Source organism: Nostoc sp. CALU 1950 (genome assembly GCF_051172895.1).
Classification (GTDB): Bacteria; Cyanobacteriota; Cyanobacteriia; order Cyanobacteriales; family Nostocaceae; genus Nostoc; species Nostoc edaphicum_A.
On the sequence record NZ_JBDNJQ010000013.1, the window covers coordinates 1 to 14,819 of the forward strand.

Below are 14,819 nucleotides of genomic sequence, written 5' to 3' on the forward strand. Positions count from 1 at the left end.
TTAACATATTTTGGGCTGTTTTTATCGGATTTTTCTTAACATTCAACACTTTTGCCTCAAAATGTAACTAACAATATTTGTATCTAATAAATAAGCCACTTTGTCTATTTTCGCTTTACTGCATCATCGTACATTTTGTTTTGCTCTGGGGTCAAATCATTTAACGTACCAGAAACCGCTTCTAAGACAAGAATCTTATCAATTCTGCGTGTCAGTTCATGCTCGGTTATAGCTCTGATTTCCTCTGGTGATAACTGCCCAAAGAGTTCTACTAACATTTCTATCATTTCCTGTTGGTTTAACTTAACTTGATATAAGCTATTACCTTTAATTAGCTTTTCAACGATTGGTGATATGCGATTACTCACTTCTTGATGATAATTAGCAACTTCTGGCATAATTCCCTCCATTTATCAAATAATTATCTTAATTATAAACAATTTTACTCAGCGAACCTCTGCGTTCCTTTGCGTTAAAAAAAAGGCGGGCCTTTCAGCCCACCCCACAAGATTTTGAGAATATTCTGTTGCTATTAACCCAACAATTGTTTAGCCTTAGCTAACACATTATCAACGCTAAAGCCAAACTTCTCTAAACAAACACCACCTGGAGCCGAAGCACCAAAGCGATCGATACTAACGCAATCGCCTTCAGTACCGACATATTTGTGCCAACCGAAACTGCTAGCAGCCTCTACAGACAAACGCTTGGTGACAGCTTTCGGCAGAACTGACTCTTTATAAGCCGCATCCTGTGCTTCAAACAGTTCCCATGAAGGTAGCGAGACGACACGGACTTTCTTACCTTCGGCTGTGAGTTTTTCGGCTGCGGTGACGGCGAGGCTCAATTCTGAACCAGTTCCAATCAGGATGATATCGGGTGTACCTTGGCTATCCACCACGGTGTATCCACCCTTCGCTACGCCCTCAATTGACGTACCTGCCAAGTTGGGAACGTTTTGACGGGTGAACGCCAACAGAGACGGAGCGTTTTCCTTCGCCTTCTCGATCGCTACTTTATAAGCGCCAGAGGTTTCGTTACCGTCTGCGGGACGGAACACCGTTAAGTTAGGAATAGCTCGCAAGGAAGCCAGAGTTTCAATAGGTTGGTGTGTTGGGCCATCTTCACCTTGTCCAATGGAATCGTGAGTCATCACCCAAATCACGCCAGCTTGGGAAAGGGCGGATAAGCGGATGGCAGCACGCATATAATCTGTGAATATCAAGAAGGTAGCACCGTAAGGGATTAATCCCGAAGTGTGCAGCGCTATACCATTACAGATTGCGCCCATAGCATGTTCCCGCACACCAAAGTGGATGTTGGGGTTTTCGTAGTGCCCTTTTTGGAAGTCGCCCTTGCCCTTGATTTCGGTCAAATTGGAGTGGGTTAAATCAGCCGAACCACCAATCAATTCAGGTAAAACTGCCGCTAGTTTGTTGAGGCAGGTTTCTGAGTGTTTCCGGGTGGGCAATCCTTTGTCTTCTGGGGTGTAGGTAGGTAATACCTTATCCCAACCGTCGGGTAGTTTGCCGCTGATGTAGCGTTCAAATTCAGCCGCTTCTTGGGGATACTTAGCTTTGTAGTCGGCAAATGTTTTGTTCCAGTCGCCTTCGTAGCCTGCACCGCGTTCCACTGCTTTGCGTGCATGGTTGAGGGCGTCTTGTGGGACTACAAAAGGCTCGTGTTCCCAATTCAGTTGTTTACGAGTCAAGGCAATTTCGTCTGCACCCAGAGCCGCGCCGTGAACGCCAGCAGTGTTTTGTTTGTTGGGCGAACCATAACCGATGGTAGTTGTCACCTTAATCATTGATGGTTTATCGGTGACAGCTTTAGCTTCTTCAATTGCTTTGGCGATCGCTTCTAAATCGGTATTCCCGTTCTCAACGTGCAAGACGTGCCAACCGTAAGCTTCAAAGCGCTTGGAAACATCTTCGGTGAATGCCACATCTGTGGAACCGTCGATGGAAATGTGGTTATCGTCGTACAGAGCGATGAGTTTGCCTAATCCCAAGTGTCCTGCAAAAGAACAAGCTTCACCGGAAATTCCTTCCATGTTGCAACCGTCACCTAAAATTACGTAGGTGTAATGGTCAACAATCTTGGTATCGGGTTTATTATATTTAGCGGCAAGGTGTGCTTCGGCGATCGCTAAACCAACTCCATTGGCAATTCCTTGACCCAAGGGGCCAGTTGTGACTTCCACGCCTGGGGTCATGAAGTTTTCGGGGTGTCCAGGGGTTTTGGATTCCCATTGACGGAATTGCTTGATATCTTCGATGGTGACGCTATCGTAGCCTGCCAGGTAGAGTAGGGCGTACTGCAACATCGAGCCATGACCGGCAGACAAGACAAAGCGATCGCGATTAAACCATTTGGGATTCTTGGGATTAAACTTCATAAAGCGATCCCAAAGGACAAAAGCCATCGGAGCAGCGCCCATTGGCAATCCTGGGTGTCCCGATTTTGCTTTTTCTACGGCATCAACAGCCAAGAAGCGGATCGAGTTAATACAAAGTTCTTCGAGGGATTGGGTTGCAACAGCCATAATCTCTTGTTTTTAACGACGGGTTAGCACTCTTCGTAGCTTCTCTTGCTGGGGTTATTTTAGATTCCCCACAGTATCCTCATCATCCCACTCCCGCTTGTCGATGGACAAGCGGGATCTCCTGAGTTTCTGGTGATAAATCAAGCTGATAATTGGGTCATGCTGAACGCTTACTTTATATCGGAATGATATTTCTGATACTTTGGGCATTGGGCATGGGGCATTGGGCATGGGGCATGGGGCATTGGGAATTGGGCAAACGAGCAGAGTCGGATTAAACTACTGAATTCAGAATTCAGAATTCTGCCTTCTGCCTCCTGCCTCCTGCCTCCTGTCTTCTGCCTCCTGACTTCTTTTAAACGTATTTCTTAAAGGCCAGTGTGACATTATGACCGCCAAACCCAAAAGAATTGGATATTGCCACCTCGACTTTTTGAGCGCGGCTAAAGTTAGGCACGTAATCTAAGTCACATTCTGGATCAGGATTTTCCAGATTAATTGTCGGTGGAATTTGGTCATTAGCGATCGCCAGTACTGTTGCCACTGCTTCAATACCTCCAGAACCGCCCAATAAATGACCTGTCATCGATTTGGTGGAGCTAATTGCTACCTTATAGGCATATTCTCCCAAGGCTTTTTTGATTGCTGAGGTTTCAGTTGAATCATTAGCTGGGGTGCTAGTGCCGTGGGCATTAATGTAGCTGATTTGTTCGGGAGCTATTCCCGCATCTTTAAGGGCTAGTTCGATAGCTCTAGCGGCTCCGAATCCACCAGGTACGGGGGAGGTGATATGGTAGGCGTCACAGGTCATCCCATAGCCGATCATCTCGGCATAAATGTGAGCGCCGCGACTCAGGGCGTGTTCCAGTTCTTCTAGAATTAAAATTCCTGAACCTTCACCCAAGACAAATCCGTTGCGATCGCGGTCAAAGGGACGGCAAGCTTTAGTTGGGTCATCATTGCTAAAAGAGAGTGCCTTGCAGGCGGCAAACCCAGCTACCGACAATGGTGTGACAGCTGCCTCCGTACCCCCACAAATCATCGCCTGGGCATATCCCCCTTGAATAAGACGAAAAGCATCTCCAATGGCGTTGGAGCCAGCAGCGCAGGCAGTTACAGGACAGGAGTTTGGCCCTTTAGCACCCGTGTGAATTGCCGTTAATCCTGCGGCCATATTGGCGATCATCATCGGGATCATGAATGGACTACAGCGATCGGGGCCACGGTTGAGGTAGATAGTTTGCTGGTCTTCTAATACCTTAATGCCACCAACGCCAGAACCGATCATGACACCGACCTGTTCTGCATTCAGGTCATTGATCACTAACTCCGCGTTAGCTAGAGCCTGTTTTGCTGCCGCGACCCCAAATTGGGAAAATCGATCCATCCGCTTGGCCTCTTTGCGCTCCAAGTAATCATGTGGATCGAAGTTTTTCACCTCACCAGCAATCCGGCAATCATGGCGAGACGCATCAAAAAATGTGATGTAGTCAATGCCATTGCGTCCACTTAATAATCCATCCCAATATTCTGTTGCTGTGTTACCTATCGGTGTAATCGCGCCAACACCAGTTACAACAACGCGTTTACGTGTATGATCTGTCATGATTCAGTTAAAAATGGCGAAAAAGCAGCAGGCAAAAAATTCGGGGTTAGTGAGTAAGTAGCGTCAGCCAGCGTGGTGTTGGGGGCTTCCACCCCACTTGTTTCTCCTGTTCGGAGACGCTACGCGAATACTTGAGGAAACCCCAATACCGCAGGGCTGCACCATGAGCGACTGGCGTTAGCTACGTTAAAAGCATCACCTCCATGTGACTAGGTGCGGGGAAAAATCTTCCCAATCCCCAATCCCCAATCCCCCATCTCCAATTAAGCTGATGCGGTAACTTTGTTATTGATGTAATCTACTGCGTCTTGAACCGATGTAATCTGTTCGGCAGCTTCGTCGGGAATTTCGATATCAAATTCTTCTTCCAAGGCCATCACCAATTCAACGGTATCCAGGGAATCTGCTCCCAGGTCTTCCATAAACTTGGATTGTGGTGTGACTTTATCAGGGGGGTCAACACTGAGTTGTTCGACGACGATTTTCTTGACCTTTTCAAAAAGTTCCGCTTGGCTCATAAATAAAAGTCCTTAACCACTTGCTACGATCTCCTCTAATGAGGAGACATTGTTTTTAGCATATACATCTTATCGTCAAGCGCGATCACCCGGATACTGCCAAGGATTTTTCTGTTAGAAAACCTTTCTTCTAAAAAGAATTGGCAAGTTTTCTAGCAACACTTAGGCAGTGGAGGTTGCTACGCCATCGCCGACACCGTGTAAATGCTTTGTTTTCCAATTATTGCTAAAATTTTTTACAATGTCTCTATCAGTATTTACAGCCTTGCTAGCAATAAAAATATGTAGCTGCTGCGGCTTTGAACCTAGACGGTTAAAGGGTCGCAAAACATCCAACATTAGAAATTCGGTGCTAACAAGGAATGATAAAACAGTTATTGTTTAGAGCGATCGCTCTAACCCAAACATACTTCTATGCTACCTCAGACACTCAAATACGCTTACTTCCCTGGTTGTGTTGCCCAAGGAGCCTGTCGGGAACTTTACCAGTCAACTCAAGCCCTTACCCAAGCACTAGGTATTGAACTGGTTGAACTTAAAAAAGCTGCTTGCTGCGGTTCTGGCACATTTAAAGAAGATTCCCAACTGCTAGAAGATACAGTCAATGCCAGAAATATTGCTTTAGCAGAAGAATTAAATCTGCCCTTACTTACCCATTGCAGCACTTGTCAAGGTGTTATCGGTCATGTCAACGAACACTTGAAAGAATGTCAGACTTCTAACCCTGTCTACATTGAACAGGTTAATGGCTTGTTGCATAAAGAAGGTTGTTCGCCTTATCGCGGTAGTACTGACGTTAAACATCTTCTCTACGCTTTAGTGACAGATTACGGTTTAGAGGAAATTACCAAACGTGTCACCAGAAAGTTAACTGGATTAAAATGTGCGGCTTTTTATGGCTGTTATCTCCTCCGCGCCCAAAAATCTATGCCTTATGACGATCCGTTCCAACCAGAAGCGATGGAGAATATGTTTCGGGCTGTGGGTGCAACACCAATTTATTACCGAGGTCGGACACAATGTTGTGGTTGGCCGCTTTCTAGTTATGCCACTACCCAATCTTTTAAGATGGCGGGGATGCATATTCAGGACGCTTTAGCATCTGGTGCTGATTGTATAGTTACACCTTGCCCTCTGTGCCACTTAAATTTAGATTCGCGTCAGCCAGAGGTAGAAAAGGTAATTGAACAAAAGCTAGGTTTACCAGTGTTGCATTTACCGCAGTTAATTGCTTTGGCACTTGGGGTTAGTCCAAAAGAATTGGGTTTAGAACGCCACATTGTTTCCACAAAGCCAGTGTTGGAAAAATTAGGATTTTAGGGGAAACAATGTTCACGACTATCAATAATTAGGTGAACACCTACTTATACCGTTTCTTTGTGAAGCTGCATATAATTCACCCCCCGGCTATCGCCGTCCCCCCGATGCCTTGGGGAGACTACAGGGGGGTATTATGATGTGCATCTTCATAGAGAAATAGAAACTAGAAAACAGGGCATCGAACCCTGTTTTCTAGTAATGGATGATAAATTTCACTTGTTGAAGATACCTCAAGTCCCGTAATTTAGGTATTTTGTAGGGTGGACAATAACCACCCAACCCAATTTCTGGTTTCTAGAGTGCGCCTTCATCTGTAGTTTTTGATTTAGCTTTTGCCTTATTGGCACTGCGTTTGAGGGCAGAAAGTCTTGCTTCGTATCTTGACCGTTGGCGCTTACTAGGAGTATTGTCAATCAGGGTTTTTAAGGCGCTACCGAGACTTTTGTAGGCATTGGGGAGGCTATAACCAAAACGAGTTGCCAAAGCGATCGCTTTCTCATCAGCATTGAGCAATTCTTTTAGTTGCTTTTCCCCATTATTCTTTTGGTACAGTCGCCAGCCTGACACGCCACAAAGCGACAAAGCTAACACCAGCAGCAATCCATCTTGTACCCACAATTCGCCTACAGCACCACCTAAACCTATAGCTAGTGCTGCCATTTCCCAACCATCTTTGGGAATTGTGTCATTTTGAACGCGAGCAACTTCATGCCAGAACAGCAGATTACGCTGATCCATTGCGAGGGCATCCCATTTCACCAAGTCAATTTGAATTTCTACCTGGTCTTTACCAATTTCTTCGCAACGAACCAGGGGTGGATTGACCTCAGTTGTGCCTTCAACCGTGACCCAGCTCTGTAATTCTGGCGGTAATAAGCCTTTCAACCGCCGGAGTTCACTCATTTCCGCTTTGGCAGAGGAGGTTGCATAGGATGTCATAATATCCAGCCCCAGAAAATTTCAGTATATAGTGAGGGTATCACTTTGGAGTATAGCTATTTAAGTGATGATCCGTCTCACTCGTTAGGAAAACTTCCTCGCTTTTTCCTCGCCTCCATTGCCTTTTCCAGCAAATCCAACAATCCTGGAGCTTCTTCTTGGATACTGAGTAACAGTCTTTCCCCAAGTTCTATATTCCCCGGATCAAGACCTGTTGCCATCACTTCTTTCAGGCGAGGTATTGCTATACCATCGACAATCTGAATTAACCCACTCAGACAACGGTGAAATTGTCTTTCTGTCAGAATCGAGTCTTCTAGAGGAAACTCAATAATGGCACGGATTTCGCCATCGGATGGGTCATACTCCCATTGCAACATTTTGGTTTCCCAGGAAATGGCAAGCATTGTCTGTAGGATCGCTCCCTTGTGAGGATGGTCTTGAATTCCTGCCAGAACTTGAGGGGCAAATACCCGAAAAAATTTTCCCTCTTCATCCAGCTGGACAACTATTAGGAAATCTTCTAGGTTATCAGCCTCCACACCTGTTATAATCCGGTCTTCTTCATCATCAAAACGGTAGTCCCAACCAAGGTTGTCTAAATAGTTGGCAATCTGTTCGAGGTTAGCTCCCATAAAAGCCTCATAAGGAACGTGGAGCAGTTGTTACCAGACCTAGTTTAACCTGCTAAGGGTAGTTGTTTGGGTTGGTGTGGATACTTCTAATCACATAGAAGTATGCAATTAGGGTAGGGGCATTGGGCATTGGGCATGAAGATAGAAAAAACAGATGATCATTCTGCGCTATGAATGATATTTTATGAAGGATTCTTGCTCATTATTAAAGAAGCGATAATGACTTGTTTTTAAATCTTACGTGGTGAAAGATATAGCACTAACTCACTTAAACTTTAATATTATCTTATGATTTTAATGAATTTACTGCTAGGACAAGCATGGTAGCAGTATTTCAAATCAAACTTGAAAGCTGAAGTCAATTTTAATTAATTTCTATGTAGCATCTGAGGCTTTTGAAAATATAAGTAAAAACGGTTCTTGCGCTTTTAAAAGCGAATAAAAATAGCACATAGACTGGTAAAGTTTTATATTACAAGCAACAAATTGTTTTCACTGAATGATTGTAGTGAGTAATACATTATTTCTGGTCTAGTAATTATGAACTTTATGCGTAAATCAGCTTTGATTCTAGCGATCGCACCTCTAGTTTTTGCGATCGCTGCTTGTGGTGGAGATTCAGGGCAAACAACAAATACACCCAGCACTCCAGGCAGTAGTCCAGCAGCACCAGTAACTCAAAATCGTTGGGATAGCATTAAAAGCCGTGGTCAGTTAACTTGCGGTGTCAGTGGTGAAGTGCCAGGGTTTAGCTTTGTGGGAACTGACGGTAAATACAGCGGCATTGACGTAGATATTTGTCGTGCGATCGCCGCAGCTTTATTCGACAACCCAGATGCAGTAGAATTTCGCAATCTCAATTCCAAAGAGCGGTTTACAGCTTTGCAAACTGGCGAAGTAGACGTTCTCAGCCGCAATACTACCTGGACACTTAGCCGCGATACCTCCGTAGGTCTAGAATTTGCACCTGTAGTCTTTTACGACGGACAAGCCATAATGGTTCGCAAAAATAGCAACATTAAGTCCCTAGCAGACTTGAAAGGTAAAGCTATCTGCGTTCAAACTGGAACTACGACTGAACAGAACTTAGCAGACCAAATGCGGAAAAGGAGCATCACCTACAAACCCGTTGTCTTTGAAGACGTTAACGTTACCTTTGCTACTTATGCTCAAGGTCGTTGCGACGGCATTACGGCTGACCGTTCAGCATTAGTTTCGCGGGGTACAATTTTACCCAAACCAGAAGATAACGTGATTCTCGATGAAGTGATTTCTTCAGAACCCCTTGCACCAGCAGTCGCCAAAGGGGATGCTAGGTGGGGTGATGCTGTCAAGTGGGTGGTTTATTCCCTAGTAAAAGCTGAAGAGTTGGGCATTAATTCCCAGAACGTAGGTCAGTTTGCTGCTAGTAATGACCCAGATATTAAGCGCTTTTTAGGAACCGAAGGCAACCTTGGCGAAGGACTGGGCTTAACAAACGACTTTGCAGCCAGGATAATTAAGCACGTTGGTAACTACGCCGAAGTTTACGATCGCAACCTCGGCCCCAAAACAAAACTTAATCTAGCTCGCGGTCAAAATCAACTCTGGAGCAAAGGCGGACTACTTTATTCTCCACCATTCCGGTAGAAGAGATTAGGGAGATGAGGAGAATAACTCATGCCAAATGACCAATGACAAATGACAAATGACAAACTCAAAACCGCTTATATGGCGTGATGTCCGCTTTTGGAGGATTGCCTTGCAATTAGTTGCCGTATTTTTAGCAGCAATTGTAGTAGTAATCCTGTGGGGCAATCTTCAGCGCAATTTGCAGCAATTGGGTATTCAGTTTGGATTTGATTTTCTTAAGCAACAAGCATCTTTTGACATTGGCGAGGCGCTGATTAACTATAAACCCACTGACACCTACAGTCATGCTTTGTGGGTGGGGTTAATTAACTCCTTGCGGGTGGCGGTTGCAGGAATTTTTCTCACAACAATTGTAGGGGTAGGTGCTGGGATTGCCCGACTTTCTGACAACTGGCTAGTGCGGAATATCACGATGGTTTACGTGGAGATTTTCCGTAATACGCCCTTACTGCTGCAATTGCTGTTTTGGTACTTTGCTGTTTTTCTTAGTTTTCCCAAAACAGAAAATAAGATATCCCTTTGGGGTTTTATTGGCGTTAGTCAAAATGGCTTAGAACTCCCTTGGTTTACCTTATCCCCAGAGTTTTCAGCTTTATTATTGGGATTAACTTTTTACACAGGTGCGTTTATTGCTGAGATTGTCCGAGGTGGGATTCAATCAGTACCGAAGGGACAATGGGAAGCAGCGCGATCGCTAGGATTAAAACCAGGGTTAGCAATGCGGTTAGTGATTTTTCCCCAAGCTTTGCGGGTAATCATTCCACCGTTAACGAGTCAGTATCTTAATTTGACCAAAAATACCAGTTTAGCGATCGCGATCGGCTACCCCGATATTTATTTTGTCGCCTCCACCACCTTTAACCTAACGGGGAAAGCCGTAGAAGTGATATTACTGATTATGCTCACCTATCTCACCCTAAGTTTAACCATCTCTGTAGTGATGAATTTATTCAATCGCAGCGTGCAAATTAAAGAGAGATGAGGAAGCAGTTGAACTCGAAAATTGAGTGTCTAAGTTTGAAGTATGAGTCTTTACAAATGACAAATGACAAATGACAAATGACCAATAACAAATTAACTTGGCTACGTAAAAACCTATTTAGTACTTGGTACAACAGCTTGTTAACTGTTGCCTGTTTGGTGTTGCTATTTTGGGCAGTGCGAGGAATTATAACTTGGGCAACTACTCAAGCACAATGGGCAGTAATTCAGGTTAATTTACCTTTATTTTTAGTTGGTAGATTTCCGCAAACGCTATATTGGCGAATTTGGATTGTGCTGGCGATCGCTTCGACTTTAGCCGCCATAACGGTAGGTGTATTCTTTGGTAAGCAACAGTTAACAAAACGTGGAATTGCTTTGTTTGCTTTTATCATCGGAATTTTGTTAGTTGTTTTACCACTAGACTTTACATCCCGCCTTTGGTTACTGTTAATTGCAGTTTTACTATTTGTATGTTTTTGGCTTGGAGGAAAGTTTACTAAGGTAGTAACTCCTTGGCTTTCCCTATTATGGTTATTGTCTTTCCCCATAATTCTTTGGCTAATTGGCGGTGGATTTGGATTGCAGCCAGTATCTACAAATTTGTGGAATGGTTTGCTACTTACCCTCCTGATGGCAGCAGTCAGTATTGTGCTTTCCTTTCCCATTGGGGTTTTACTGGCTTTAGGGCGCACAAGCAATTTACCCGTAGTCCGTTGGTTTTCTATCCTGTATATTGAAATCGTCAGAGGAGTGCCACTGATTGGAATTTTGTTCCTAGCTCAGGTAATGCTGCCATTGTTTTTATCAGCAGATGTGCGTTTAGATCGAGTATTGCGAGCAATTGCCGGATTGGTTTTATTTAGTGCCGCATACATGGCAGAAAACGTGCGTGGTGGACTCCAATCAGTTCCTCGCGGGCAAATTGAAGCTGCAAAAGCGCTAGGATTAAATACAGCCTTAGTAATTTTGTTAATCGTCTTACCTCAAGCCTTACGTACCGTTATTCCTGCAATCGCTGGTCAGTTTATTGGCTTATTTAAAGACACTTCACTATTATCTTTGGTGGGATTAGTAGAACTAACAGGTATTGCCCGTTCAATATTGGCACAACCACAATTTCTTGGACGTTATGCAGAAGTTTATCTATTTATTGGATTTATTTACTGGGTATTTTGTTACTCCATGTCGTTGGCTTCTCGGCGGTTAGAGAGACAGTTGAGTAATTAGTTATTGGTCATTAGTCATTAGTCATTGGTTATTGGTTGTTATCAAAATAATATTGATTATTCGGGCTTTGAATAATATGTCAGATATACAAAAGATAATTGTTGCTGAAGATGTTCATAAGTGGTATGGAAAATTCCACGTTCTTCAGGGTGTCAGCTTGACAGTCAATCGTGGAGAAGTCGTAGTGTTGATGGGGCCATCTGGTTCAGGAAAATCTACCTTTATCCGCACATTTAACGCTTTAGAAGAATATCAACAGGGAAAAATTGAAATCGATGGCATTACCCTCAGCCATGACTTGCGAAATATTGAAACGATTCGCAAAGAAGTGGGAATGGTGTTTCAGCAATTTAATTTATTTCCTCATTTGACAGTGCTGCAAAATATCTCTTTAGCACCAATTTGGGTACGGCAATCGCCAAAGGCAAAAGCTGAAGAATTAGCAATGCAACTCTTAGAAAGAGTGGGAATTTTAGAACAGGCGCAGAAGTATCCAGGACAGTTATCTGGTGGACAACAGCAACGGGTTGCGATCGCTCGTGCTTTAGCCATGCAACCCAAAATCATGCTGTTTGACGAACCCACCTCAGCCTTAGATCCAGAAATGGTACGCGAAGTTTTGGATGTAATGCGAGGTCTAGCCCGTGATGGGATGACAATGGTAGTAGTCACCCACGAAGTTGGATTTGCCCGCGAAGTCGCCGATCGAGTTATTTTAATGGATAGCGGTTCCCTCGTTGAGTCAGCTACCCCTGACGCATTTTTCACCAACCCTAAAGAAGAAAGAACACGCAAGTTTTTGTCACAAATTCTCTAAAACCTCTGCGCTACTTTGCGCTTACCTCTGCGCCCCTCTGCATTTCACTTCTAATTGTTATTTCACTAGGTTGTCAATGTATTATTGAAATGGAAAATCTTAAATCAAGCACCACCATAAATTGGAATTAAACCCGTGTCTGCTAAAGATGCTTTTCATACAGTTGTCAAAACAGCACTTGAGAAAGAAGGGTGGTTAATCACTCATGATCCCTATGCTCTCCAGGCGGGAACACTTGAGCTATATGTTGATTTAGGAGCAGAAAAAGTTATTGCAGCCGAAAAACAAGGACAAAAAATAGCTGTTGAAATTAAAAGTTTTCTAAGTCCATCAAAAATAACAGAACTTTATGCTGCATTAGGGCAATTTATCATTTACCGAATTGCTTTACAAAAACAAGAAGCCAATCGGACTTTATATTTAGCAGTTCCTAGTACTGTTTACAATGAGTTTTTTATACTTCCATTTATTCAATCTGTCATTCAAACTAATCAACTCTGTTTACTAATTTATAATATTGAACAGGAGGCGATCGCCCAATGGCAAAGCTAGACGAATATCGACAGTATATTAAGGATTTGCTTCAACAACACGCGAGTATTGTTTGGGATAATCGCATTCAAGCACAGATAATTTATGATACAGAACACGATCATTATCAATTAGTTTATGTAGGTTGGCGCGAACAAGACCGCATATATGGGCCTGTTCTCCATCTAGATATTATTGACGAGAAAATCTGGATTCAGCAAGATGGGACAGAGGTAGGAATTGCTAATGAATTGGTTGAATTAGGTGTCCCAAAAGAAGATATTGTTTTAGGTTTTCAGTTACCTTCTGTGCGTAAATATACAGACTTTGCTGTTAGTTAGTTGAATTTATTAAAAATAGCGATCGCTCTCTTCTTTTGCTTCGCATCCTCTGGTTAAAAAAGAGCGATCGCCTGAACTAAAACAATATCCCAGCCTTAATAATCTTTATTGCTCATAATGATATTTGCAAGTCCCAATAATCAATCTTCTTCAATTTTATAAGTTTGTGATTCAAAGGCAACTTTTTCATATTCATTTAAATTAACAAAAATTAAATTACCTTTTTCTAAATTTTCTAAAGCTTTCAGTAAATGTTTTTTGTTAGTTTCTGATTTCAGAAGATAGGTAGTTTCGTCTTCTTCAGATGGTGGTTCAACTAGCATAATGACTTGTACGAAATCTTTTGCATTTTTCCCACCCTATTGTAACTGTATCTGAGTGAGATGAATTTGAGCGATCGCTTTTTTGTTGGCGTGGACGGTTCGTTAAAAAGAGCGATCGCTAGTAGACAGAATAGAACTCAAATTGGGAATACTGAGTGAAGCACAGATATTTGCTGTGTATAAGTGGCTTGCTATAAAAGATCAGGCTGCTGATGCTTTACCAACTAGGAATCAGTTTTCATGACTGGCTTAAATTAACTCCGTCTACAGAAGTTAAACCAGAGGGTGCAGAATTAATGTGCATCATTCCATCCAAACCTTTAGAGTTACAGCCTTCCATGTGAACTAAGTACAGGATTAAAAATGAATTAATCAAGGTCAAGAAAGTCTCTGGGAGTAATAATCTGGTTTTGATATTCGGCTAGAGTCTTGAGTGATAAAAGGTCTTGATCTCCTGTGATTAAAAATTCTGCATTGGCATCTTTAGCAAGTTCTAAAAATTTGTTGTCATCTGGATCTCTACAGGTGTTTATTTGAGATTTTATTTCTATAAATTGACTGTACTTTTTAACTATGTCCAAAAAATCTTGTCGGTCTTCATCTGAAATATATTTATCGAACTTAGGTTTATAAATTCGTGTGTTTAATTCTTGATAAGTTTCATCGCTTTGAGCAATTTTGAATTCTTTATAGACTTTATCTAAAGCTTTACGGGCTGTTCCATTAGGACTTAGAGCAGCACTAAGTAAAACATTTGTGTCAATGACAATTAGTTTATGATTCATCGGCGAGTAATTCTTCTAGAGTTTCTTCAGTTAATCCTTTGGCTTGAGCATTTCTGCCGATTCTGTCAAAAACACTAAGTAAATCTTCATCTTTATTATTTGAAGAGGTTTTCTTGATTTCTTGAATAAGTTTTTCTTGTTCTTGTGCGGGAAGTTGTAAGACAAGATTAAGAATTTGCTCGAAGGTTAGGGGGAGTTGATAGGTTTTTTTAGTCATGGTGAGTTCTGAAGTTAGGGAATAGAAAATTGTTAGCTTTTTTAATTAGGTTTGAGCCAGTTTTTTACTTTTAAATCACGATTCCTCTATACCTTGGCGAATTGCATTATCCATATCCTCAAGAGTTTTAGGTTTTCCTTGATATTTTAAACAGCCTGCTACATCATCTAATTTAGTTTCTGGAAAAAGTTTCTTAGGCTTTAAAAGAATTCCATCACCCATATCAATAATAATAAATTCTTGACCTACTTCCCATTGATGAGCTTCCAGTAAAGATTGGGGAATAATTACTTGTCCTTGAGGAGATAATTTTGTAATTTCCATTATATTTAGAAGTAAAAAATATCAGACTAATATAAAAATTTTAGCATTTTTGATTATTCCAATTTCTCCTCTTCC

The 14,819-nt window shown here is 42.4% G+C and carries 17 protein-coding genes; 7 read left to right on the forward strand and 10 right to left on the reverse strand.

Translation table 11 applies throughout. From position 1 onward, the window contains the following. Positions 1-104: 104 nt before the first annotated feature. From ABF638_RS06005 to acpP, 4 genes are all read right to left on the reverse strand, one after another. A complete protein-coding gene (locus ABF638_RS06005) occupies positions 105-398 on the reverse strand; it encodes a hypothetical protein (protein WP_181928704.1) in 294 nt (97 codons plus the stop codon). 134 nt (positions 399-532) lie between these two features. Further along, the gene (gene tkt, locus ABF638_RS06010; protein WP_435021124.1) at positions 533-2,545 is read right to left on the reverse strand and encodes a transketolase; all 2,013 of its coding nucleotides are present in this window, start codon (positions 2,543-2,545) and stop codon (positions 533-535) included. Positions 2,546-2,900: 355 nt separating this feature from the next. Further along, positions 2,901-4,151 carry a beta-ketoacyl-ACP synthase II gene (gene fabF / locus ABF638_RS06015; protein ID WP_181928702.1) on the reverse strand — a complete coding sequence of 417 codons (1,251 nt, stop codon included), beginning with the start codon at positions 4,149-4,151 and terminating at the stop codon, positions 2,901-2,903. Positions 4,152-4,414: 263 nt separating this feature from the next. Then, positions 4,415-4,669, reverse strand: a complete 255-nt coding sequence (acpP, locus tag ABF638_RS06020) for an acyl carrier protein (protein WP_069070709.1) — start codon at positions 4,667-4,669, stop codon at positions 4,415-4,417. Positions 4,670-5,083: 414 nt separating this feature from the next. On the opposite strand from acpP, the gene ABF638_RS06025 reads away from it, so the two are divergent. Then, a complete protein-coding gene (locus tag ABF638_RS06025; RefSeq protein WP_069070710.1) occupies positions 5,084-5,989 on the forward strand; it encodes a CoB--CoM heterodisulfide reductase iron-sulfur subunit B family protein in 906 nt (301 codons plus the stop codon). 294 nt (positions 5,990-6,283) lie between these two features. On the opposite strand, the gene ABF638_RS06030 is transcribed toward ABF638_RS06025, so the two are convergent. After that, the gene (locus ABF638_RS06030) at positions 6,284-6,928 is read right to left on the reverse strand and encodes a DUF3318 domain-containing protein (protein ID WP_069070711.1); all 645 of its coding nucleotides are present in this window, start codon (positions 6,926-6,928) and stop codon (positions 6,284-6,286) included. A gap of 77 nt (positions 6,929-7,005) precedes the next feature. Beyond that, on the reverse strand, positions 7,006-7,563 hold the full coding sequence (locus ABF638_RS06035) for a hypothetical protein (protein ID WP_181928701.1): 558 nt from the start codon (positions 7,561-7,563) through the stop codon (positions 7,006-7,008). Positions 7,564-8,112: 549 nt separating this feature from the next. Here ABF638_RS06035 and ABF638_RS06040 point away from each other — a divergent pair. The 6 genes from ABF638_RS06040 to ABF638_RS06065 all read left to right on the forward strand — a co-directional run bounded on the left by ABF638_RS06040 (position 8,113) and on the right by ABF638_RS06065 (position 13,095). Then, on the forward strand, positions 8,113-9,192 hold the full coding sequence (locus tag ABF638_RS06040; protein ID WP_435021240.1) for an amino acid ABC transporter substrate-binding protein: 1,080 nt from the start codon (positions 8,113-8,115) through the stop codon (positions 9,190-9,192). 58 nt (positions 9,193-9,250) lie between these two features. Then, positions 9,251-10,177: an amino acid ABC transporter permease gene (locus ABF638_RS06045; RefSeq protein ID WP_435021127.1), complete on the forward strand. Its 927-nt coding sequence runs from the start codon at positions 9,251-9,253 to the stop codon at positions 10,175-10,177. Between the two features lie 77 nt (positions 10,178-10,254). Beyond that, on the forward strand, positions 10,255-11,406 hold the full coding sequence (locus ABF638_RS06050) for an amino acid ABC transporter permease (RefSeq protein WP_435021129.1): 1,152 nt from the start codon (positions 10,255-10,257) through the stop codon (positions 11,404-11,406). A 76-nt stretch (positions 11,407-11,482) separates the two neighbouring features. Next, positions 11,483-12,223: an amino acid ABC transporter ATP-binding protein gene (locus ABF638_RS06055; RefSeq protein ID WP_435021131.1), complete on the forward strand. Its 741-nt coding sequence runs from the start codon at positions 11,483-11,485 to the stop codon at positions 12,221-12,223. Between the two features lie 135 nt (positions 12,224-12,358). Continuing rightward, the gene (locus ABF638_RS06060) at positions 12,359-12,775 is read left to right on the forward strand and encodes an element excision factor XisH family protein (RefSeq protein ID WP_114085032.1); all 417 of its coding nucleotides are present in this window, start codon (positions 12,359-12,361) and stop codon (positions 12,773-12,775) included. Further along, the gene (locus ABF638_RS06065) at positions 12,763-13,095 is read left to right on the forward strand and encodes a XisI protein (protein WP_435021133.1); all 333 of its coding nucleotides are present in this window, start codon (positions 12,763-12,765) and stop codon (positions 13,093-13,095) included. The genes ABF638_RS06060 and ABF638_RS06065 overlap by 13 nt, the downstream gene beginning before the upstream one ends. Positions 13,096-13,235: 140 nt before the next feature. On the opposite strand, the gene ABF638_RS06070 is transcribed toward ABF638_RS06065, so the two are convergent. The 4 genes from ABF638_RS06070 to ABF638_RS06085 all read right to left on the reverse strand — a co-directional run bounded on the left by ABF638_RS06070 (position 13,236) and on the right by ABF638_RS06085 (position 14,744). Next, the gene (locus ABF638_RS06070) at positions 13,236-13,418 is read right to left on the reverse strand and encodes a hypothetical protein (RefSeq protein ID WP_435021135.1); all 183 of its coding nucleotides are present in this window, start codon (positions 13,416-13,418) and stop codon (positions 13,236-13,238) included. Positions 13,419-13,786: 368 nt separating this feature from the next. Further along, positions 13,787-14,203, reverse strand: coding sequence for a putative toxin-antitoxin system toxin component, PIN family (locus ABF638_RS06075; RefSeq protein WP_435021137.1), 417 nt, complete (start codon positions 14,201-14,203; stop codon positions 13,787-13,789). Then, complete coding sequence (locus ABF638_RS06080; protein WP_435021139.1) at positions 14,193-14,420, reverse strand: hypothetical protein; 228 nt, start codon at positions 14,418-14,420, stop codon at positions 14,193-14,195. The genes ABF638_RS06075 and ABF638_RS06080 overlap by 11 nt, the downstream gene beginning before the upstream one ends. A 75-nt stretch (positions 14,421-14,495) precedes the next feature. Then, a complete protein-coding gene (locus ABF638_RS06085; protein WP_435021141.1) occupies positions 14,496-14,744 on the reverse strand; it encodes an AbrB/MazE/SpoVT family DNA-binding domain-containing protein in 249 nt (82 codons plus the stop codon). Positions 14,745-14,819: the final 75 nt, after the last annotated feature.